Source organism: Bartonella ancashensis (assembly GCF_001281405.1).
In the GTDB taxonomy this organism is placed as follows: Bacteria; Pseudomonadota; Alphaproteobacteria; order Rhizobiales; family Rhizobiaceae; genus Bartonella; species Bartonella ancashensis.
In genome coordinates this window covers 1206560-1229209 of the sequence record NZ_CP010401.1, presented here as the reverse complement: position 1 = coordinate 1229209, position 22650 = coordinate 1206560, and the positions used below count along the sequence as shown (strand labels likewise).

At 39.4% G+C, this 22650-nt stretch carries 16 protein-coding genes; 15 read left to right on the top strand and 1 reads right to left on the bottom strand.

Annotated elements, in window-relative coordinates:
* The 8 genes from eno to PU02_RS05380 all read left to right on the top strand — a co-directional run bounded on the left by eno (position 1) and on the right by PU02_RS05380 (position 9716).
* Positions 1–1263, top strand: coding sequence for a phosphopyruvate hydratase (eno, locus tag PU02_RS05415; protein WP_053944413.1), 1263 nt, complete (start codon positions 1–3; stop codon positions 1261–1263).
* Positions 1264–1645: 382 nt separating this feature from the next.
* Positions 1646–1963: an FtsB family cell division protein gene (locus PU02_RS05410; RefSeq protein WP_053944412.1), complete on the top strand. Its 318-nt coding sequence runs from the start codon at positions 1646–1648 to the stop codon at positions 1961–1963.
* An 812-nt stretch (positions 1964–2775) separates the two neighbouring features.
* A complete protein-coding gene (gene pdhA / locus PU02_RS05405; RefSeq protein WP_053944411.1) occupies positions 2776–3828 on the top strand; it encodes a pyruvate dehydrogenase (acetyl-transferring) E1 component subunit alpha in 1053 nt (350 codons plus the stop codon).
* A 17-nt stretch (positions 3829–3845) separates the two neighbouring features.
* Positions 3846–5210 carry a pyruvate dehydrogenase complex E1 component subunit beta gene (locus tag PU02_RS05400; protein WP_053944410.1) on the top strand — a complete coding sequence of 455 codons (1365 nt, stop codon included), beginning with the start codon at positions 3846–3848 and terminating at the stop codon, positions 5208–5210.
* Positions 5211–5224: 14 nt separating this feature from the next.
* Positions 5225–6538 (top strand): pyruvate dehydrogenase complex dihydrolipoamide acetyltransferase, encoded by a 1314-nt coding sequence (locus tag PU02_RS05395; protein WP_053944409.1) that lies wholly within the window; start codon positions 5225–5227, stop codon positions 6536–6538.
* A gap of 222 nt (positions 6539–6760) precedes the next feature.
* Positions 6761–8221, top strand: a complete 1461-nt coding sequence (gene lpdA, locus PU02_RS05390) for a dihydrolipoyl dehydrogenase (RefSeq protein WP_053944408.1) — start codon at positions 6761–6763, stop codon at positions 8219–8221.
* Between the two features lie 67 nt (positions 8222–8288).
* Positions 8289–9242 (top strand): lipoyl synthase, encoded by a 954-nt coding sequence (gene lipA, locus PU02_RS05385; RefSeq protein WP_053944407.1) that lies wholly within the window; start codon positions 8289–8291, stop codon positions 9240–9242.
* Positions 9243–9254: 12 nt separating this feature from the next.
* On the top strand, positions 9255–9716 hold the full coding sequence (locus PU02_RS05380) for a type II toxin-antitoxin system RatA family toxin (protein WP_053944406.1): 462 nt from the start codon (positions 9255–9257) through the stop codon (positions 9714–9716).
* A 201-nt stretch (positions 9717–9917) separates the two neighbouring features.
* Here the strand turns inward: PU02_RS05380 and PU02_RS05375 are convergent, their stop codons facing one another.
* Entirely contained in the window at positions 9918–11111 is a 1194-nt protein-coding gene (locus PU02_RS05375; protein WP_071628370.1) for a bifunctional 2-C-methyl-D-erythritol 4-phosphate cytidylyltransferase/2-C-methyl-D-erythritol 2,4-cyclodiphosphate synthase, read from the bottom strand.
* A 531-nt stretch (positions 11112–11642) separates the two neighbouring features.
* Here PU02_RS05375 and PU02_RS05370 point away from each other — a divergent pair.
* The 7 genes from PU02_RS05370 (at position 11643) to PU02_RS05340 (ending at position 22402) form a co-directional block, all read left to right on the top strand.
* Positions 11643–13883 (top strand): sensor histidine kinase NtrY-like, encoded by a 2241-nt coding sequence (locus PU02_RS05370; RefSeq protein ID WP_053944678.1) that lies wholly within the window; start codon positions 11643–11645, stop codon positions 13881–13883.
* Between the two features lie 14 nt (positions 13884–13897).
* Entirely contained in the window at positions 13898–15256 is a 1359-nt protein-coding gene (gene ntrX / locus PU02_RS05365) for a nitrogen assimilation response regulator NtrX (protein ID WP_053944405.1), read from the top strand.
* A gap of 4 nt (positions 15257–15260) precedes the next feature.
* Positions 15261–16637, top strand: a complete 1377-nt coding sequence (gene trkA, locus PU02_RS05360; protein WP_053944404.1) for a Trk system potassium transporter TrkA — start codon at positions 15261–15263, stop codon at positions 16635–16637.
* Positions 16638–17199: 562 nt separating this feature from the next.
* Positions 17200–17826, top strand: coding sequence for an ATP-dependent Clp endopeptidase proteolytic subunit ClpP (gene clpP, locus PU02_RS05355; RefSeq protein ID WP_053944403.1), 627 nt, complete (start codon positions 17200–17202; stop codon positions 17824–17826).
* Positions 17827–18013: 187 nt separating this feature from the next.
* Positions 18014–19288, top strand: a complete 1275-nt coding sequence (clpX, locus tag PU02_RS05350; RefSeq protein ID WP_053944402.1) for an ATP-dependent Clp protease ATP-binding subunit ClpX — start codon at positions 18014–18016, stop codon at positions 19286–19288.
* 188 nt (positions 19289–19476) lie between these two features.
* Positions 19477–21897, top strand: a complete 2421-nt coding sequence (gene lon / locus PU02_RS05345; RefSeq protein WP_053944401.1) for an endopeptidase La — start codon at positions 19477–19479, stop codon at positions 21895–21897.
* A gap of 226 nt (positions 21898–22123) precedes the next feature.
* Entirely contained in the window at positions 22124–22402 is a 279-nt protein-coding gene (locus tag PU02_RS05340; RefSeq protein ID WP_053944400.1) for an HU family DNA-binding protein, read from the top strand.
* Positions 22403–22650 lie beyond the last annotated feature (248 nt).

The following is a 22650-nucleotide window of genomic DNA, read 5'->3' as shown; positions in this document are numbered from 1 at the left end:
GTGGCTAAAATTATAGGTATCACTGGTCGTGAAATACTTGATAGCCGTGGTAATCCAACTGTGGAGGTTGATGTGCGCCTGGGAAATGGAATTCTAGGGCGCTCGATTGTTCCTTCAGGGGCATCAACTGGTACACATGAGGCGGTGGAGTTGCGTGATGGTAGTAAGCGTTATCATGGTAGAGGTGTTGAAAAAGCAGTTTCTGCCGTTAATGGTGAAATTTTTAACGAGTTAAACGGGAAGGATGCAAGAGATCAAATAGCTATTGATCAAGCGATGATTGCTTTAGATGGAACACCCAATAAAGCTCGTCTTGGTTCAAATGCTATTTTGGGAGTTTCATTAGCTGTTGCAAAAGCAGCAGCAAAATCATTGAGACTTCCATTATACCGTTATATTGGTGGGGTGCATGCATGCCTTCTACCTACACCTATGATGAACATTATTAATGGTGGTGTCCATGCTGATAATCCAATTGATTTTCAGGAGTTTATGATCATTCCAGTAGGGGCGCCTACCTTTAAAGAAGCAGTTCGTTATGGCAGTGAAATTTTCCACACACTTAAAAATCGTTTAAAGGATGCCGGTCATAGTACCAATGTTGGTGATGAAGGTGGTTTTGCTCCTAACTTAAAGAGTGCTGAGCAGGCAATTGAGTTTATTATGGAGTCTATTATAGACTGTGGATATAAACCAGGTGAACAGATCGCTCTTGGTTTGGATTGCGCCTCAACAGAGTTTTATAAAGACGATTTATATTTGTATGAAGGTGAGGGGAAGCGCCGTGATGTGCAAAAGCAGGTAGATTATTTATCTTATCTCGTTAATTCTTATCCGATCATTACAATTGAAGATGGAATGGCAGAGGATGATTGGGAAGGTTGGAAGCTTCTTACCTGTTCGATTGGTAAAAAATGTCAGCTTGTTGGTGATGATTTATTTGTAACAAATCCAGAACGCTTGCGTAATGGTATTGCAATGGGTGCAGCTAATTCTGTTCTCATTAAGGTTAACCAAATCGGTACATTAAGTGAGACACTTAATGCTGTGGAGATAGCTCACAAAGCGGGTTATAGTGCTGTTATATCTCATCGTTCGGGTGAGACGGAGGATGCTTTCATTGCAGATCTCGCTGTTGCAACTAATTGTGGGCAAATTAAAACGGGCTCATTAGCACGATCAGATAGGTTAGCGAAATATAATCACCTTATCCGTATTGAAGAAATGTTAGGGGTACAGTCCCATTATGGGATGAGTTTGTAATTATTTAGCAGTAGAGTCCATACTTATTTTTTCGGGTTGAGTCATATTTTTGTTAAAATGGAACTCCTTACAGTAATGATGTTAAAATTTTTGTTGATTTTTTTATGTGTGATTGTACGGGTGGCGATGGTTTATACAAGTCGGTGTCGGCGTGTTAAGTATGGGGCTTGTGTGTTGCAGAGATAGCTCGTGAGGGCAGTGCTTCTGGTGTATTTTGCCATTTGGACGGCTAAGGGTTTAGTTGCGTGGAGCCCTTTCAAGTATGTGGGCCAGGTGATTGGAATTGGTGCTGGTTCATAGTATAAGTTTTGACTTTTGTGATGAAATTTCGGGCTTAGGGGTGGAGACTTAGGTGTTGATATGTTGGGAGGGTTAGATTTTTATGTGGACAAAACAGAAGTCTAGGTCTCCTTTGATACGTTTTTTTTTACCATTTATTTCCGCTCTGGTTGCAGGTTACTTCTGTTATCATATTTACCATGGTGAATACGGACTTCATTCACGTGGTGCCGTTAACGAGCGTGTAGTTGAGTTGAGGGAAAAGCTTCGGGAAATAGAGGCAGAGCGGCTATCTATTGAGAATCGCATTTCTCTTTTGTATGATGGGCACATCGAAAAGGATATGCTAGACGAGTACGTTCGAGAAAATTTGAATTTTTCCAAACCGAATGAATTAACAATTTTGGTTTCTCCCCAGTGATGATGGGAGTGGCCGGTAAGGCTGAAATATCCTTAAATCCAAAGTATTTTTGTTAAGAGTGTAGGTTTTTTTGTGTGCTCGAAGGATGTCTATGGTTGTTTATAATTCTTTCTTATGGCAATGGTTCCTCTTTCTTTATTACAATCTTGAAAAAGGGAAGGTATGGGTTCTTTGTAAAATGGAGTTATATAGAAAAACTTTTTTACAGATTGCCTTTCCAAAAATGGTATGCCTTAGAGAAGAAAAGTGTGGTAATGTGTGGGGATAGATAATTTTTATCTATCCCTTGTTCTGGCTCTGTTGTGGGTGGTTAGAGCGACTGAGAGGGTATCAGAAAACTTAAAGAGGAGTTCCTTTTTTGGTTGGTAATGGGTATCTTTTTTCTACAGTTAGTTTTGTGTGCTAAGGGAAGCATTTTAGGCTACCGGGATTGCAGCATCTTGTGAGATCATTGTGCTTCATCATAGTACAACCGCAAGTCGGCTTTACTTTACTATTCTGGTTGGTAATAGGAAATTGAAGTGACTTTATCAGCGTGATCCTGCAGGTTGGCTGAGTATCATTGTTTCGTTTGCATTGAAGAAATGCAAGGAGTGTAACCCCCTGCCGTAGAATGATAGCTCGTTGCTATTTAGGAATTTTAGATCATTCTTAAACTGAATGAACTTGCTACTCTGGTTTTGTTTTTGGGCTAGTGAAATTGAAAAGATATTCTAAGGAAGCTTCTCATAATATGCTTTGAGCTAATTTATAATGCTTGTAACTTTTGTTCGTAGAGGTTATTTGCAAAGCATTGTTGAAGGGAGTTTGATATGGCAGAACGTGTGAAAAAAAACTCTGCACCAGTTCAACTATCTGCATCGTTAGATAGTACTAGGGCCGTGTGCACAGAGGCACGGGTAGCTCGATTTACAAAAGAAGAAGATCTCGATGTTTATCGTGAAATGCTTTTGATTCGTCGTTTTGAGGAAAAAGCGGGTCAGCTCTATGGCATGGGTCTCATTGGTGGATTTTGCCATCTTTATGTTGGGCAAGAGGCTGTTGTTACGGGTACGTTGAGGGCGGCAAAGGAGGGTGATCAAATTATTACATCCTATCGTGATCACGGCCATATGTTAGCAGCCGGTATGAGCCCACGCGGAGTTATGGCAGAATTAACAGGGCGTAGAAATGGTTTTTCTAAGGGGAAAGGGGGCTCTATGCATATGTTTTCTAAAGAAAAGAATTTTTATGGGGGGCATGGTATTGTTGGTGCTCAGGTACCAATAGGCACGGGTCTAGCTTTTTCGAATCAGTATCTTGGTAAGGATAATGTTGCGCTGATTTATTTTGGTGATGGTGCTGCGAATCAGGGACAAGTCTATGAAAGCTTCAATATGGCTGCATTGTGGAAATTACCTGCTGTCTACATTGTTGAGAATAACCAGTACGCTATGGGGACATCAGTTTCTCGGTCATCTGTTGGGGTAGATTTTTCTCGTAGGGGGCTTCCTTTTGAGATACTGGGAATTTCTGTTGATGGTATGGATGTTTGTGCAGTTAAAGGAGCTGCTGATGAAGCAGTTTCTTGGGCTCGTTCTGGTAAGGGACCTATTATTCTGGATATTCAAACTTACCGCTATCGTGGACATTCTATGTCCGATCCAGCAAAATATCGCTCAAAGGATGAGGTAGATAAAATTAGGACAGAACATGATCCGATTGACCAGGTAAAAAGTAGAATTATTAAAAAAGGTTGGGCTAGTGAGGATGATCTAAAATCCATTGATAAAAAAGTCCGTGCGGTTGTCGCTGATGCGGCGGATTTTGCTCAAAACGATCAAGAACCAGAAGCTTTTGAGCTTTACACTGACATTTTTGTTTAAAGTGAAAGGGAGTAGGTATGTCTATCAATATTTTAATGCCAGCGCTTTCACCGACGATGGAAGAAGGGAAATTATCTAAATGGCTCAAAAAAGAAGGAGATTCAGTTAGTTCTGGTGATGTAGTTGCTGAAATTGAAACTGACAAGGCTGTTATGGAAATAGAAGCTGTCGATGAAGGCGTTATAGGTAGGATTTTGATTTCTGAAGGAACTGAAGGGGTGAAGGTAAATACTCCAATTGCTATTTTGTTAGAAGAGGGAGAAACTGTTGGGGATATTGCGCAAATAGAGGAAGTTTCTCAAAAATTATGTAATGAGCCTTCAATTCTTGTTTCACAGACTTCTATGCTTCCTGTGTTTTGTGCTGCTAGTGATCCTGATATTCCTGTAGGTACTGAGATGATTACCATGACAGTGCGTGAGGCTCTTAATCAAGCCATAGCAGAGGAAATGCGTCGTGATGATATGGTATTTTTGATGGGTGAAGAGGTAGCAGAATATCAAGGTGCCTACAAAGTGAGTCAGGGTTTACTGGAAGAATTTGGTGCTCGCCGTGTTATCGATACTCCAATTACAGAGCATGGCTTTGCGGGGTTGGGTGTTGGTGCTGCATTTGCTGGTTTGCGTCCTATTGTTGAGTTCATGACGTTTAATTTTTCTATGCAGGCAATTGATCAGATTATAAATTCAGCTGCAAAAACCCGTTATATGTCTGGTGGGCAGATGTCTGCACCTATAGTGTTTCGTGGTCCTAATGGTGCTGCTGCGCGCGTTGGTGCTCAGCATTCACAGTGTTATGCTGCATGGTATGGTCATATTCCTGGTTTAAAAGTTGTTATGCCTTATAGTGCAGCAGATGCAAAAGGTTTGTTGAAAGCTGCTATTCGTGATGACAATCCCGTTGTCTTCCTCGAAAATGAGATTCTTTATGGTCACCAATTTGAGGTGCCAAAGATAGATGATTTTATTTTGCCTATTGGTAAGGCACGCATTCATAAATTAGGGAAAGATGTAACGGTTGTGGCTTGTGGAATTGGAATGCACTATGCTGTTCAAGCTCTCCCTGAGATTGAGAAATTAGGTATCGATGTTGAATTGATTGATTTACGTTCTATTCGTCCTATGGATTTACCAACAATTTGTACATCAGTTCAAAAGACAGGTCGGTTGGTAACAATCGAGGAAGGTTATCCTCAGTCATCTGTTGGAACTGAGATAGCAACGCGTGTTATGCAGCAAGCTTTTGATTATCTTGATGCTCCAGTTTTAACGATTGCTGGAAAAGACGTCCCCATGCCTTATGCTGCTAATCTTGAAAAATTGGCTCTACCAAGTATTCCTGAAATTGTTGAGGCCGTTAAGGCTGTGACTTATAAAGCATAACGGAGGGAAACATCATGCCTATTAGGATTACAATGCCTGCACTTTCTCCCACGATGGAAGAAGGTAATTTATCAAAGTGGAATGTTAAAGAGGGAGACAAGGTTCATTCTGGTGATGTGATTGCTGAAATTGAGACAGATAAAGCAACAATGGAAGTAGAGGCTATTGATGATGGAATTGTTGCTAAGATTGTCGTTCCTGCTGGAACACAAGGAGTTAAAGTTAATGCTTTAATCATGATACTAGCAGAGGAAGGTGAGGATCCAGCTCAAGCAGCAAAAATTGTAGAAGATGAATCTCGTGTTTCGACACAAAGGTCAAATACTGAGAAAAATGAAAAGCTTATTTCTAATACACAACTATCTCAAACTTTATTGCAAGGAGATAGAGGTAATTTGCGTGTTTTTGCATCCCCATTAGCACGAAAATTAGCTGCTCAGGCTGGTCTTGATTTATTAAGTATTTCGGGAACTGGTCCTCATGGGCGAATTATCAAGCGTGATGTGGAGAAGATTTTAAGTGGTGATGATTTAAAAACTACTTACTCACCGCGGAGCAGCCAGCCAATGGCTTCAAGTATTTCTGATGGGCAGATAATGAAATTATTCAGAAAAGATGAATATACCGTCGTACCTCATAGCAGCATGCGTAAGACGATAGCCAAGCGTTTGGTCGAATCAAAACAGATGGTACCTCATTTTTACGTAAGTGTGGATTGTGAGCTTGATTCGTTATTAAAATTGCGTGCGGAACTTAATGCCGTTGCTCCGATGATTGAAACACAAGAGGGTGTAAAGCCTGCTTATAAATTATCTGTTAATGACATGGTCATTAAGGCTGTTGCATTATCCTTGAAAAATGTTCCTGATGCTAATGTATCGTGGCTTGAAGAGGGAATGCTTTATCATAAACATTGCGATATTGCTGTTGCCGTTTCTGTTCCAAATGGGCTGATTACACCGATTGTTCGTTGTGCGGAAGAAAAACCTTTACAAGTTATTTCTAATGAAATGAAGAGTCTTGCTGCATGTGCGCGTGATAATAAGCTAAAGCCAGAAGAATATCAGGGAGGGACAGCGGCAATTTCAAATATGGGAATGTACGGTATTCAGAGTTTTTCTGCCATTATTAATCCTCCACATGCAACAATTTTTGCGATTGGTGCAGGTGAGAGGTGTGCAATTGTTAAGGACGATATCTTGGCAGTAGCAACAGTGATGTCAGTAACGCTTTCTGTTGATCATCGTGCTGTTGACGGAGCATTGGCGGCGGAACTTATTCAAACTTTTAAAAGGATGATTGAAAATCCATTATTAATGTTGATCTAGGTATTCTTGCGATTTTATACTAATATTCGTAACGATAAAAAGTATATGATGTGGTAATTGAAGTTAGTAAGCCTGAATGTTTTAGCTGTGGTTTAGTAATTTTTTGTTTGGGAATGTTTTTTGGTGTTTGAATAAGATACGCGGGAGGGCTTGTGCTGTTGTTTTTTTACTAAACTTCAGTAGTTTGGTTCGTTGCGTATGTATCCATGGGAAGGGATTGCTGTGGGAAATCTTTATGATGTAATTGTAATTGGTTCAGGGCCAGGCGGATACGTAACTGCAATTCGTGCAGCGCAGTGTGGTTTTAAGACTGCTATTGTTGAGCGTGAGCATTTAGGAGGAATTTGTTTAAATTGGGGCTGTATTCCAACAAAAGCGCTTTTGCGTTCAGTGGAAATAAAGCACTTTGCCGAGCATGCTAAAGATTATGGGCTAGAGATTAGCGGTTCTATTAAAGCTGATATTGAAAAGATTGTTGCACGTTCACGCGGAGTGTCCGCACGTTTAAATGCTGGTGTTGGTTTTTTGATAAAAAAGAACAAAATTGATCTTATTTGGGGTGAAGCAAAATTAACAAAAAGAGCTAAAGGTAGTCAGTTTGCTGAAATTTTGGTCTCTCCATCATCGAAGTTAGCTATGCAACCACAAAATTCTGTGCCCAAAGATGTGTTAGGTGAAGGTGTTTATCAGGCCAAGCACATAATTGTTGCTACTGGTGCGCGTCCACGAGCTATTCCTGGTATTGAACCAGATGGAAAGCTTATTTGGAATTATTTTGACGCTATGGTACCAAGAGCGATACCAGAAAAGCTTCTGGTTATAGGTTCTGGAGCGATTGGCATTGAGTTTTCCTCCTTTTATAACGGTATGGGGTCAAAGGTTGCTGTCGTTGAAATGATGCCGCACATCATGCCAATTGAGGATGTAGAGATTTCAGTATTTGCACGTAAACAGTTAGAGAAGAAGGGTATCAACATTTTAACTGAAGCAAAGGTTGTGAAAGTTGAGAAAAGCTCGGATAATATTACGGCGCATATTGATGTTAAGGGTCGGGTAGAAACGATGATAGTCGATCGACTCATTTCAGCTGTTGGAGTGCAAGGTAATGTCGAAAATCTTGGGTTAGAATCCTTGGGTATAAAAATTGATCGAGGGTGCATTGTAACGGATGAGTGGAGTTGGACAGGTATAGAGGGTATTTACGCCATTGGTGATGTTGCAGGTCCTCCTATGTTAGCACATAAAGCGGAAGAAGAAGGTGTCATATGTGTTGAACATATTGCAGGTTTGGAAGATATATATCCGCTTGATAGAAGGAAAATTCCAGGCTGCACATATTGTACGCCGCAAGTTGCTTCTGTAGGCTTCTCGGAGGCAGCAGCGAAGGAAGCAGGTTATGATGTGCGTGTTGGTCGTTATTTTTTCTCTGCTAATGGTAAAGCAATTGCCTTAGGCGAAGATCAAGGATTGGTTAAAACCATTTTTGATAAAAAAACGGGACAGCTTTTGGGTGCTCACATGGTTGGAGCGGAAGTGACAGAACTTATTCAGGGTTTTGTTGTTGCAATGAATCTTGAAACAACAGAAGAAGAGCTGATGCGTACTGTTTTTCCGCACCCAACTTTATCAGAAATGATGAAAGAAAGTGTACTGGATGCCTATGGTCGGGTTCTGAATGCTTAAGTAGATCATGTAAAGGTATTTCTTTGTAATTTCCTACTGGTGTTTTGTGTGTTGAAAAGGGTTTTAGATGGTTACGGTAGTTGATAATGTTTCAAGTAGGCGTGTACGTCACCCTGAGAAGGCGCACCGTCCAGATAGCGCTGTTGAAAAAAAACCGGATTGGATTCGTGTTAAGGCACCAACATCACAGGCATATCAGGAAACGCGAAGTATTGTACGTGCTAATAAGTTGGTCACAGTTTGTGAAGAAGCAGGTTGTCCAAATGTTGGTGAGTGTTGGAGTAAACGACATGCTAGTTTCATGATCTTGGGTGAAATATGTACGAGAGCCTGCGCTTTTTGCAATGTCGCAACGGGTATTCCACTTGCAGTTGATGATGATGAGCCGGAACGTGTAGCAGATGCTGTAGCTCAGATGGCATTAAAACACGTTGTGATTACTTCCGTTGATCGTGATGATCTTTGTGATGGTGGAGCGCATCACTTTGCAAAAGTTATTTATGCTATTCGTCGTAAATCTCCGGGTACAACAATTGAAGTTCTTACACCTGATTTTCGTCACAAGGATCATGCATTGGAGATTGTGGTTTCTGCCAAACCTGATGTTTTTAATCATAATCTGGAAACTGTTCCGTCGAAATATTTAAAAGTGCGGCCAGGTGCGCGTTATTTTCATTCATTACGTTTGTTGCAGCGTGTTAAGGAAATTGATCCAACGATTTTTACGAAATCTGGAATTATGGTCGGTTTTGGAGAGGAACGAAATGAGGTTCTTCAATTAATGGATGATTTACGTTCTGCTAATGTAGACTTTATGACAATAGGACAGTATTTACAGCCTACACGAAAGCATCATCCCGTTGTTCGTTTTGTTCCGCCTGATGAGTTTGAGTCTTTTTCTAAAATAGGTAAAGCAAAGGGTTTTTTGCATACGGCTTCTAGTCCTTTGACGCGTTCGTCTCATCATGCAGGGGATGATTTTGAAATTTTGCAGAAAGCACGTATTGAGAAATTTTCTTGATAAAGGGAAGTTATGTCAATTTTTACAACACGTAGGAGAGTTTTACATACTGCTAAAGAAATGTTTGATCTTGTTGCTGATATTCAGCGCTATCCAGAGTTTGTACCAATGTGTGAGGATTTGGTTGTGCGTTCTCGGAAAGAGTGCGAAGGGTGTCCGCTACTTATTGCTGATATGACTGTTGGTTACAAGATGATTCGTGAAACTTTTACAACTCAGATATTTCTGCAATCAAACAAAAATCTCATTGAAGTTAAGTATATTGATGGCCCATTTAAGTATCTCGAAAATCGTTGGAGGTTCTACGAAGATGAGGGCATGAATGCGTGTGATGTGGAATTTTTTATTGATTATGAGTTTAAGAGTAAAATGTTTGGATTATTGATGGGATCAATGTTTGATATTGCTTTCTGTAAGTTTGCAGATGCTTTTGAAGAGCGTTCTCACCAAATTTATGGTTTTCCAGTTACATAATTTACCAAGAAATATCGTGAATTTTGTAAATTATTTATGGCAAAACACGGAACTCAAATGTTTTTAAGGAATTTTAAAAGCATCAGTTAGCTTTTGTATAGTGGAACAACATCTTGGTCTTTTTTGCGTGTTTTGTAAGTGGGAGTGATGCCTTTTTGGTGACAGATGTAAGCATTAACAAGTTTCTTTTGTTAAAATGTGTCACTCTGGAGTTTCTCCTGGATAAATGACAGTAGCTGTTGCAAGAGCAGCAATTCCTTCTTCACGACCAATAAATCCTAATTTTTCATTTGTTGTCGCTTTAATGGAAATACGATCCACTGAAATCATAAGTATCTTCATAAGATTTTCCACCATAATATGGCGATAGGTAGTAATTTTAGGTCTCTCAGCTATTAATGTAATATCTACATTGGCAATGCGCCCTCCTGCTTCTTTGACTATTTTAACGGCGTGGTGCAGAAAAATTTCCGACGATGCTTTGTGCCATTTGGGATCAGAAGCAGGAAAGTGTGTACCAATGTCTCCAGCACCTTGGGTTGCTAGAAGAGCATCTGTCAGTGCATGAAGAGCAACATCAGCATCTGAGTGCCCACTCAATTTTTTATCAAAAGGAATTTTTATACCACACAATATGACACTATTCCCTTCTTCAAAAGAATGAACATCATAGCCATTTCCGGTGCGAATATTAGGGAACATCTGCTGTCTCTTAGATAGTTGTAAATTTGCTTTTTTAATGTCTTCTTGCCATGTTATTTTGATATTATCAGGATCACCTGGAATGGCGTATATGGGGATTTTAAACCACTCAGCAATTGCTGAATCGTCGGTAAAGTTTTGTTTGCAAAGTCGCTTTGCTTGTTCATGTGCTGCTAGAATGAGTTTGAATGGGAAACACTGAGGTGTTTGTGCACTATAAAGGTGAGGACACGGAATCGTTTCTAAAACACTATACGTATGGCTTATACGTTTAAGGGTATCAGAGATAGGAAGAACTGGAAGAATTCCCCTTTCATGATTGATATTGGTGTGGATTTTTTCAAGGAGTTTATCATCAACAAAGGGGCGAGCACCATCATGAATATGAACGTAATTTGGCTTGAAATCTTTAAGTGCATACAGTCCGTTTAAGGTAGACGCTTGACGTGTGTCTCCTCCCTCAACAATGATGAGACGTTCTCTAAAGGAAGTTACAGCTTCTTCACATATTTTTCGGTCATCTGGATGAATTACCAAAACAATGGAAGTAATTGCTGAGTTTTGTAAAAAGCTGCGTATAGCGTGACAAACCACAGGCTCTTTCCCCAAAATTTGATACTGTTTCGGGCCATTTAGAAAAGATCCTGCTCTGTTTCCGCGTCCTGCGGCTAATATAATTGCTGCAATAGAAATGTTTAATCTCCTTAAGTTTATACAACTGTTTTATTTTTTCCCCTTTAAATAGGTTTTAAAAAGGAATTATAAAGAATATACGTGTGAGGAGCTAGCTGCTGTATGTATTCACATTATGAGGAAATTATTTTTCAGAAAAAATATAAGATTTCAATATTAATTCATTAATTTTTCTATTACCAATTAAATATGTATGATTGAGGCTACCATTGCATTTTTATGCTGTCCATAAACAATCTTTTTTAAATCTTTAAGAAAATAATCTAGATTTGAAAAATTAATATAAGATGCGTTCCATTATTTAAGAGGTAACTCTTTTCACATGAGTACTGTGATCTTTGTTTTTGATCTTTTTTTAAGAAAGTTCTGGTTGATTTGCACATTCCCTTAATTGATAGTATCCTCGGCGCTGTTTTCAAAAAGATGAAGTTTATTGTAATTCATCGGTTAGCTGTATATCCATAGTAGTTGAATTCATTTTTTCTACATAGTGGTATGTGGGTGACATGAAGTCGGTAGTGTATGAGAATTATGAGTTCAACATCTATGGTATACTCCAAAAGCGTAAATCAAAATACTTACAATGATGGGGCGCGTCGTTTAAGTGGGGTATACACTTTTTTAGGTGCTGTAATCATTACTTTGGCGTTACTTACAGCGTCTATCTCATTTATCATTCTTGTTGGTTTGACTCCTATCATTCCGAGTAGAACGGTAACATTGATCTTGATAGGTGTTAATAGTATTTGGATTTTAGGGTTGGTTGTTATTGTTGTTTATGAGGTGATACCCATCATGCACGCATGGCGCTCGCAGCGTGCGGCTTCGCGCCTTCATGTGCGTCTCATTTCATTATTTGCACTCGTAGCTACATTACCAGCTGTCGCTGTTGCTCTTGTATCAGGTCCCGCTCTGAATTTAGGGCTTGATCGATGGTTTGATACAACAACTCGGCAAATTGTAGGATCTTCCATCGATTTAGCAAACGCCTACGCAGATGAAATGCTGCAAAATTTGAAGAATTTATCTTATGCTATGGCTTTTGCACTTGATAATAAAGAGCTTTTGTTACGAAATCCAGCTGAATATAGGTTGCAATTGACGCGCCACGCCGCAGGTCGCAATCTCCGTGGAGCATTTTTATTAAGTTCTATAGGTACTATTTTTGCATCAAGTGATCTTGGTGATGAAGATAGGTTGCCTATACCTCCATCTAATCTTATTCAACAGGCAACTAGTACGAGACCATTCTCTTTTCAACCAGGAGTGCATGATTATTTTGGTATAATTCTGAAATTTACCAATATTTCGAACACATTTTTATACATAGTTCGTGATGTTGATAGGTCTGTTTTATCTGCTTTACGTTTAACTGAGGTTAATACGGATCGATACCGTGATCTTAACGAAAATCGTCTACCAACACAGATTGCATTCGGTATGCTTTATTTATGCCTTTTTTTAAGTTTACTCCTGTCTGCTATTTGGGCTGGTATTGCAGTTGCGGATCGTTTGGTACGTCCTGTTAGATTGCTTATTGGTGCAGCTGATGACGTGGCTTCCGGTAACATGGATGTTTTTGTACCAGTGCGTGCGAAAGATGGTGATATTGGTCAATTATCAAAAACTTTCAACTACATGGTGAGTGAACTGAAGAGTCGGCGTAATGAGCTGATAGCAGTTCGCGATCAGATTGATGAGAGACGGCGTTTCTCTGAAGCTGTTTTGTCTGGTGTAACAGCAGGTGTTGCTGGGATTGATGATAATGGTGAAGTTACTATTATTAATAGATCTATTGAAACGATGTTTGGTGTTAATTCTGATCAGGTCGTTGGGCGAAATCTTTTATCATTAAGTGTTGAAATCGGGCGAGTTTTTGAATTTGTCCGTGCATCGGGACGTAAAAATCATAGTGAGCAAGTAACCTTAAGTGTTGCAGGTAAGGAACGTGTCTGTAATATGCAAATTACGATGGAGGAGGAAGACGGACAAGGACAGTCATGGGTTTTGACAATTGATGACATTACAGATCTTGTAGAAGCACAACGCTCATCAGCGTGGGCAGACGTTGCACGTCGTATTGCGCATGAAATCAAAAATCCATTGACACCTATTCAATTATCTGCCGAACGTATTCGTAGGCGTTATGATAAAGCTATTACGCAAGATAGGGAAGTTTTTGATCGGTGTATAGATATAATCGTGCGACAAGTTGGGGATATTGGGCGTATGGTCGATGAGTTTTCCTCTTTCGCACGTATGCCTAAACCACAGATGCGTGTTTTAGATGTCCGTGGGTTGCTCCGTGAAGCATGTTTTTTGATAGAGGTTGTCCGACATGATATTCATTTTGAACAAGATTTAGGTAATGTGCCGCTTATAGGTGAGTTTGATAATCGTCTCATTGTTCAGGCTTTCAGTAATGTCATAAAAAATGCTAGTGAAGCAATTGATTCAATTGTGAGAGAGGAAGGTATTTACGGTCATATTTTGGTACGTTCTTATCACCAAGAGGATTGTTTATTTGTTGATGTTATTGATAACGGCAAGGGGCTTCCCAAAGAAAAGAGGCAAAAGTTGTTAGAACCCTATATAACAACACGAAAAAAAGGCACAGGGCTTGGGTTAGCTATAGTACGAAAAATTATTGAAGATCACGGCGGTTATATGGAATTGCATGATGCACCAGGTGATTTTTATGAAGGTCGTGGTGCGATGGTTCGTATGGTTTTTCAGCAAATAAGGATGAATAATATAGGCTGTAAATCATAAAATAAGGGAATGGTATGGTATCAGATATCTTAGTTGTTGATGATGAGGCAGATATTCGTGAACTCGTTTCTGGTATTTTGGATGATGAAGGGTACAGAGCGCGTGTTGCATGTAATTCTGATGAAGCTTTGACACAAATTAATGAATGTGTTCCAAAGTTAGTCTTTTTAGATATTTGGTTGCAGGGAAGCCGTCTCGATGGTTTAGCACTTCTTGATGAGATAAAGGCTCGATATCCATTTCTTCCAGTAGTTATGATTTCTGGTCATGGTAATATTGAGATGGCTGTTTCTGCTATCAAACGAGGAGCGTACGATTTCATTGAAAAACCTTTCAAAGCGGATCGATTTATATTGGTTGCTGAGCGAGCTCTTGAAAACTCAAAATTAAAACAGGAGCTTTTAGGGTTACGGAAACGATCGATTGAAACCCCTATGCTACTTGGAAAATCGACAGTTATGAAGCAGTTGCGTCAAATTGTGGAAAAGGTTGCTCCAACAAATAGTCGTGTAATGATCACTGGTCCTTCAGGTGCAGGAAAGGAAGTAGTCGCACGTGCTATTCATGCACGTTCAGAACGTTCCATAGGACCTTTTATCACAATAAATGCTGCAACAATGACTTCTGAAAGGATGGAAATAGAATTATTTGGAAATGAAATGGAGGGTGGAGAACGTAAAATTGGTGCGTTGGAAGAAGCGCACGGTGGGATACTCTATATCGATGAAGTTGCAGATATGCCGCATGAAACTCAGAGTAAGATTCTTCAAGTGTTGACAACTCAGACGTTTGAGAGAGTTGGGGGTACGAAGCGTGTTAGGGTAGATGTGCGTATAATTTCTTCAACAGCGCAAAATCTTGAAAGCTTGATTGCTGATGGACGGTTTAGAGAAGACTTGTTTCATCGGCTTTCAGTTATTCCTATTTCTGTTCCTCCATTGTGTGCACATCGCGAAGATATTCCGGAGCTTGTTCACTATTTTGTAAAAATTATATCTCAACAGGTTGGCATTAAATTTCGTGCAATTAGTGATGATGTTATTGCGGTTTTGCAAGCACATAATTGGCCAGGAAATGTGCGTCAGTTACGTAACAATATTGAACGCCTTCTTATTTTAGCACGCGATGGTGATGGTCCAATAACACCAGAACTACTTCCTGCTGAAGTGAGTGATTCTTTTCCGAGTATCCAGATGGAAACAGATCAAAATATAATGGACTTGCCGTTGCGTGAAGCGCGCGAATTGTTTGAGAAGAAGTATTTGATAGCACAGATTAGTCGTTTAGGTGGTAATATATCGCGTACCGCTGAATTTATAGGTATGGAACGTTCAGCTTTGCATCGGAAGCTTAAGGCACTAGGGATTTCATAGGTCAATGCGTATTATTATTTGTGGAGCAGGACAAGTTGGTTACGGGATGGCAGAACGCCTTTGTGCTGAGAATCACGACATCACTGTTATAGATATTGAAGAAAAATTGGTCGAGAGAATTCGTGACCTGTTAGATGTTAGAAGCTTTGTTGGTCATGCTTCTCATCCAGAAGTTTTGTTAGCCGCGGGTGCTGATAAGGCTGATATGTTTATTGCGGCAACTTTGTTTGACGAAGTGAATATGGTTGCTTGCCAGGTCGCTCATTCACTGTTTAATATTCCCACAAAGATAGCGCGGATTCGTTCACAATCGTATTTAGAGCCATCGTACAAGACTCTTTTTGCAAGAGAAAATATCCCTATTGATGTTGTAATTTCACCGGAAATAGAAGTTGGAGAGATGGTTCTGCGCCGCATAGTCCTGCCGGAAGCAGTGAACGTTTTGCATTTTTGTGATGATAATGTTGTTGCGTTAGCTTTAGAATGCATGGAGGATTGTCCTGTTATTAATACACCTTTACGGCGATTAACAGAATTGTTTCCAAATCTTCAAACAACAGTTACTGCTATCAAGCGCGGTTCAGAGTTACTGATAGCGCATTCGGATACACAATTGTGTGTTGGTGATGTTACATATCTTGTTTCATCCCGTGATCAAGTGCGTCGTGCACTTGGACTTTTTGGTCATAAGGAGCAAAAAGCACATCGCATGATCATTGCAGGGGGTGGTCATATAGGTCTTTATGTTGCTCAATCAATTGAAAAACGTTTGCATAAATTAAAATTGAAAATCATAGAAGCGTGTAAAGAGAGAGCATTGATAATCGCTGATCAACTTGAAAAAACAACTGTTTTGTGTGGTAATGTGCTGGATCCTTTAATTCTTCAAGAAGCAGGAATTGATCAAGCTGATCTCATAATTACGTTAACCAATCAAGATCAGGTTAATCTGTTGAGTGCGATTATAGCTAAGAGGTTAGGATGTAAGGCTAATATGGTGTTAATTAATAATGCTGCCTATCAAGAAATTGGCCGTGCTGTTGGTGTGGATGCACATTTTAACCCTCTCAGTGCAACTATATCAAAAATTTTACAACAAGTACGGCGCGGTAGAATTCGTGCTGTTCATTCAGTTTTTAATGGTGCTGCAGAAATTATTGAAGCAGAGGTAATGAAAACTTCTGCATTGGTTGGAAAATTATTGTTAGATCTTAATTTACCAGATGGTTTAAGAATTGGTGCGATTTATCGTAATAAAACTATGGTGCAACTATTGTCGGATACAAGAATCTTGCCTGGTGACCGTGTAGTGATTTTTGCACTTTCTGAAAGTGTCCGTCATGTTGAGCAATTATTTCGCGTCAGTTTAGAGTACTTTTAGTGCATAAAGTTTTGAGTGTATTTGCTGAGGCATAAGGCAAAGTTGATATACAAAGAGATGTACCTCATGGTGTTTGAATGTATTAATCTAGAATATTTTTTGCAATTTAATGATCCCAATATAAAAATCCCCTGTACTTATTTGGTAGAGGTAAGGGTAATTTTTATTAGTTAGATTTTTGTTTTTTCTTTGTTTAGTTGGAAGAAAGAGATTAGCTTTTTAAAGTTGGATTCGAATTATGAAATCAAAAATTAGTAATGGTAATTTTTAAACAGCATAGTTTTTCACGAAAGATACGATGTCATCTTAGACTTTATGCATATAAAGTTTCTTGAATGGTAGAGGGGCCCCTGAGGTTATTTTGCTATCGCAGAGAAAAATTTTGTTTTGATTAGGATGAGTTTTTTTGACGGTATTCGTTCTGAGTATTGATTAATTGCTGGCATTGTAATCTTTCTTTGTTGCGGCTCATTGTGGCTTGCATGAGAGAGTGGTGTTGGCTTATGAATAGCTCAGTTAGCATATAAAATGGCGATTCTTAAATATCGATGGAAGTAAATAGATGAGTGATCTTGTAAAAACGGCTTTAAATTTGGTACCCATGGTTGTTGAACAAACTAATCGTGGTGAGCGTGCTTATGATATTTTTTCTCGTCTCCTAAAAGAGCGGATTATTTTTATTAATGGTCCTATTGAAGATGGTATGGCAACACTTGTGTGTGCTCAATTGCTCTTTTTAGAGGCAGAAAATCCTAAAAAAGAAATTAGTTTATACATCAATTCTCCTGGTGGTGTTGTGACGTCTGGCATGGCAATTTATGATACTATGCAGTTTATCCGTCCTCCTGTTTCAACGTTATGTATGGGGCAAGCTGCATCTATGGGATCATTACTTTTAACAGCTGGAGAGAAGGGTCGTCGTTTTTCATTGCCGAATGCTCGTGTAATGGTGCATCAGCCATCTGGGGGCTTTCAGGGTCAAGCCTCTGATATTGAACGGCATGCACAAGATATTATAAAGATGAAGCGTCATTTGAATGAGATTTATGTTCATCATACAGGACAAAGCTATGAAGTTATTGAGAAAACTCTTGACCGTGATCATTTTATGAGAGCAGGAGAAGCGAAGGCATTCGGTTTAATTGATGATGTTATTCAGTGTCGTGCAGAATCTCAAGAAGAAGATTAGAAGTTTTTTAAGTTACACATCGTTGAAGTAAACAAAGGCTGCCCTTAAAATAGCTACTTTAAGATATAGGTTATTTGAAAATAATACGGCGTTTGTATGTTTGAGTGTATCTTTGTATTTGTAATTATAAAAAACTTCTTTAATAAAGGAAGAAAGTATTTCTATGTTGGAGTGAAAGGAAAATGAAATGAGCAAAATTAGCAATAGTGGGAGCGAATCGAAGAACACTCTCTATTGCTCATTCTGCGGAAAGAGTCAGCATGAGGTACGTAAACTTATTGCGGGTCCCACTGTATTCATTTGTGATGAATGCGTGGAGCTTTGTACGGACATTATCCGTGAAGAAAATAAGTCTTCAAATATTAGGGCACGTGATGGTGTTCCTACCCCACAGGAAATTATAGAGGTTCTTGATGATTATGTGATTGGTCAGAAGTATGCAAAACGTGTTCTTTCTGTTGCTGTCCATAATCATTACAAGCGGCTCGCACACCAATTTAAGAGCAATGCTATTGAGTTAGCAAAATCAAATATTCTTCTTGTGGGACCAACAGGGTGTGGTAAAACTTATTTGGCACAGACTTTAGCACGTATCATTGATGTGCCTTTTACTATGGCAGATGCTACCACTTTGACTGAGGCTGGGTACGTAGGTGAAGATGTTGAAAATATCATTTTAAAGCTTCTTCAAGCAGCTGATTATAATGTTGAACGCGCGCAGCGCGGTATTGTATATATTGATGAAGTTGATAAAATTTCTCGCAAAGCTGACAATCCCTCTATAACGAGAGACGTTTCAGGTGAAGGTGTTCAGCAAGCCTTACTAAAAATTATGGAAGGAACAGTTGCTTCTGTTCCTCCACAAGGTGGGCGTAAGCATCCGCAGCAAGAATTTTTGCAGGTTGATACTACGAATATCTTGTTTATTTGTGGGGGAGCGTTTGCTGGTTTAGAGAAGATTATCTCGGGACGTGGTGAAAAAACCTCAATAGGTTTTTCTGCTACAGTTAAGGCACAAGATGAGCGTCGAGTTGGAGAAATTTTTCATGATTTAGAACCCGAAGATCTTGTGAAGTTTGGTTTGATTCCAGAATTTATAGGTCGTCTTCCTATTATAGCTACTTTAGAAGATTTGGATATTAACGCGCTATTTAGGATCTTGTCGCAACCAAAAAATGCTTTAGTGAAACAGTATCAGTATCTTTTTGAGATGGAGAATGTCGAGTTAACATTTCATGAAGATGCTTTACGGGCAGTTGCTCGTAAGGCGATTGAGCGAAAAACTGGCGCTCGTGGGTTACGCTCTATTATGGAAAAGATTCTTCTTGATACCATGTTTGAGTTACCATCTCTCGAAGGTGTACGAGAAGTTGTGATTTCAAGCGATGTTGTTGAGGAAAAAGCTCAGCCGTTATATATTTATTCAGAATGTGTAAAAAACAAAGAAAATGTATCTGCGTAGTGTTGCTGTAGCTAGCTGTATAAATTAGTAAAAAGGGATATTTGGAAATAAGATATTTCTAAGCTTGTTAGCACAGTACTTGATTTGTTTATCATTTGTTACCATCTTCTCTATTGCAGGGGTGGGGGTTCAGGTTTTGAAAGTAATCTGTGTGATGAATATCATCATAGGTTTCGGAAAGGAAAAGTATGCAACATATTAATGGAGAGATACAGGGGACAGCAGAGGAAGCTTATGCTGTTTTACCCCTTCGCGATATTGTTGTATTTCCACATATGATTGTTCCACTCTTTGTAGGGCGGGAGAAGTCAATACATGCTCTTGAAAAAACAATGGCAGCAAATAAGCCAATATTATTGGCAACCCAAAAAAATGCTGCTGCAGATGATCCAAAACCAGAGGATATTTATGATATCGGTACTTTTGCTAATGTTCTTCAACTTTTGAGGCTTCCTGATGGAACTGTTAAAGTTTTGGTTGAAGGGAAGGCTCGTGCCAAGATTGTTCATTTTACCGCAAATGAAGAGTACCACCAAGCGTATGCAACTGTTGTGGCGGAATCTGAAGAAGATGAGATTGAAATTGAGGCTCTTTTTCGATCGGTTGTCGTTTATTTTGAGAATTACGTGAAGCTTAATAAGAAGATTTCTCCTGAAATTGTAAATGCGGTTAGTCAGATTGATGATCCTTCTAAGCTTGCAGATACTGTTGCTTCGTATTTGGTTATTAAGCTTCCAGAGAAGCAAGAAATATTAGCTCTATTTTCTGTAAGAGATCGCTTGGAACGTGTGCTTTTTTTTATGGAAGGAGAGATCTCTGTTTTGCAAGTTGAAAAGCGGATTCGTTCGCATGTTAAAAGGCAGATGGAGAAGACTCAGAGAGAATACTACTTAAATGAGCAATTAAAGGCTATTCAGAAAGAATTGGGGACGGGTGATGATGGTCGTGATGAATTGTCTGAGATAGAGAGTCGAATCAAGAAAACGAAATTATCAAAAGAAGCTTGCATAAAAGCTGAAGCAGAGCTTAAAAAGCTTCGGAATATGTCTCCTATGTCTGCAGAAGCAACAGTTGTCCGTAATTACCTCGACTGGATTTTAGCTGTACCCTGGGGGAAAAAATCGAAGATTAAGAGCGATTTAAATTTTGCTGAAAAAGTAATGGACAGTGAGCACTTTGGTCTCGAAAAGGTGAAAGAGCGAATTGTAGAGTATCTTGCGGTACAAAGTAGATCTTTAAAAGTAAAGGGGCCAATCATTTGCCTCTTAGGTCCTCCAGGCGTTGGGAAAACGTCATTAGCGCGTTCTATTGCAAAAGCAACGGGGCGGGAGTACGTTCGTGTTTCACTGGGAGGTGTTCGTGATGAAGCGGAGATCCGTGGGCATCGTCGGACTTATATAGGGTCTATGCCAGGAAAAATAATCCAATCTATGAAAAAGGCTAAGAAAACCAATCCGCTCTTTTTACTTGATGAAATTGATAAAATGGGGCAAGATTTTCGTGGAGATCCTTCTTCAGCTTTATTAGAGGTTCTTGATCCTGAGCAAAATGGTGCATTCGTTGATCATTATTTAGAGGTGGAGTATGATCTTTCTGATGTTATGTTTGTTGCTACTGCAAATACGCTGAATATTCCAGGTCCACTCATGGACCGTATGGAGATCATTCGCATTGCCGGTTACACCGAGTATGAAAAGGTGGAGATTGCTAAGAGGCATCTCTTGCCGAAGGCGCTAAAGGATCATTCTTTGTCCAAAAAGGAGTTCAGTGTTTCTGATGATGCAATAAGGTCGGTCATTCAATTTTATACGCGAGAAGCAGGTGTTCGTAGTCTTGAGCGAGAGCTCATGAAGTTGGCACGTAAGTCAGTTACAAGAATTATAAAAGATAAAAAGAAGTCTGTGAGTGTTACAGAGAAAAACATAGATGACTTTTTAGGTGTTAGGCGTTATCGCTTTGGTCAAATCGAAGGTGAAAATCAAATTGGAGTTGTTACTGGACTTGCATGGACTGAAGTTGGTGGAGAGCTTTTGACTATTGAAGGTGTCATGATGCCAGGTAAGGGGAAGATGATCGTAACCGGAAATTTACGTGATATTATGAAAGAATCTATCTCAGCGGCAGCATCTTATGTACGTTTTCGTGCCGTTGATTTTGGTATTGAACCGCCACTTTTTGAGAAGTGTGATATTCATGTTCATGTTCCGGAAGGTGCAACGCCTAAGGATGGCCCGTCTGCTGGGATTGCGATGGTTACAGCAATTGTTTCGATTTTAACAGAAATACCTGTTCTAAAAGATGTAGCAATGACCGGTGAGATTACTCTGCGAGGGTGTGTTTTACCAATTGGTGGGTTAAAAGAAAAGTTGCTTGCTGCTCTGCGAGGGGGGATCAAGAAAGTTCTCATTCCTGAAGAAAACGCAAAAGATTTAGTTGATGTACCTGATGATATCAAAAATAGTATGGAGATTATCCCAGTAAATCACATAAGTGAAGTTCTTAAGCATGCATTGGTCCGTTTCCCTGAGGCTATTGAGTGGGTAGAACCTTCTACCGTACCCACAGTTTCTAGGACAGAAAATGATGGTGAAACTCTACCGGTTCATTGATTCATTTTTCTGGTCGATTATCCTATTTTTCGGTGATTAGAGCCTTTTTAGGCAACGTTTGCTTTGTCTTTCTTGAAAAAAAGATGAAAAAACCGTGAATAACTGTGATTTTTGTTAAAAAACAACATTCTGAAACAAAATAACTCTTCAGTTTATTATAGTTTTTAATAAACTTATTGATGGTCCATTTACATGTTATTCAGTAATATAGGAAAGGAAACATTCAATGAATAAAGGTGAGTTGGTTAGCTCTATTGCTGAGAAGGCTGATATTTCGAAAGCACAGGCTGCTTCTGTTTTAGATGCTTTTATTGCTTCTGTAACGGAGACTTTGGCTCAAGGAAGTGATGTGCGTCTGCCGGGTTTTGGTTGTTTTGAAGTTTCTCAGCGTGCAGCCACAAAAGGGCGTAATCCTTCGACGGGTGCTGAAATTGACATTCCAGCGCGTTCCGTGCCTAAGTTTTTTGCAGGCAAAACTCTTAAAGAGGCTGTCAATAAAAAGTGATTTGAATTTCATTTTTAAAAAACCCGGTTTATCGATAAGCGGGTTTTTTTAGAGGGTCCTTTTAGATGTTTTTGTGAAAAAGCGTTTAAGTTGTAGAAAATCTTTGATGTTGTTAAGATTTTTGGGAGTGGGGGGGTCTCGTTCGATGCAGTATCTGTAAGGTTTGTTTTGATCTAAGTAAGGTGTTAGGTCTGTAAAGCAAAGATATCATGTTTTTGTTGTTTGTGGCTTGTTATTGTGCTGACGTC

What these genes read in the sequence shown, in the direction of transcription:
- PU02_RS05410 (WP_053944412.1), top strand. Translation starts at nt 1,646, where the DNA reads ATGTGGACAAAACAGAAGTCTAGGTCTCCTTTGATACGTTTTTTTTTA.
- pdhA (WP_053944411.1), top strand. Translation starts at nt 2,776, where the DNA reads ATGGCAGAACGTGTGAAAAAAAACTCTGCACCAGTTCAACTATCTGCA.
- PU02_RS05400 (WP_053944410.1), top strand. Translation starts at nt 3,846, where the DNA reads ATGTCTATCAATATTTTAATGCCAGCGCTTTCACCGACGATGGAAGAA.
- PU02_RS05395 (WP_053944409.1), top strand. Translation starts at nt 5,225, where the DNA reads ATGCCTATTAGGATTACAATGCCTGCACTTTCTCCCACGATGGAAGAA.
- lipA (WP_053944407.1), top strand. Translation starts at nt 8,289, where the DNA reads ATGGTTACGGTAGTTGATAATGTTTCAAGTAGGCGTGTACGTCACCCT.
- PU02_RS05380 (WP_053944406.1), top strand. Translation starts at nt 9,255, where the DNA reads ATGTCAATTTTTACAACACGTAGGAGAGTTTTACATACTGCTAAAGAA.
- PU02_RS05370 (WP_053944678.1), top strand. Translation starts at nt 11,643, where the DNA reads ATGAGTTCAACATCTATGGTATACTCCAAAAGCGTAAATCAAAATACT.
- ntrX (WP_053944405.1), top strand. Translation starts at nt 13,898, where the DNA reads ATGGTATCAGATATCTTAGTTGTTGATGATGAGGCAGATATTCGTGAA.
- trkA (WP_053944404.1), top strand. Translation starts at nt 15,261, where the DNA reads ATGCGTATTATTATTTGTGGAGCAGGACAAGTTGGTTACGGGATGGCA.
- clpP (WP_053944403.1), top strand. Translation starts at nt 17,200, where the DNA reads ATGAGTGATCTTGTAAAAACGGCTTTAAATTTGGTACCCATGGTTGTT.
- clpX (WP_053944402.1), top strand. Translation starts at nt 18,014, where the DNA reads ATGAGCAAAATTAGCAATAGTGGGAGCGAATCGAAGAACACTCTCTAT.
- lon (WP_053944401.1), top strand. Translation starts at nt 19,477, where the DNA reads ATGCAACATATTAATGGAGAGATACAGGGGACAGCAGAGGAAGCTTAT.
- PU02_RS05340 (WP_053944400.1), top strand. Translation starts at nt 22,124, where the DNA reads ATGAATAAAGGTGAGTTGGTTAGCTCTATTGCTGAGAAGGCTGATATT.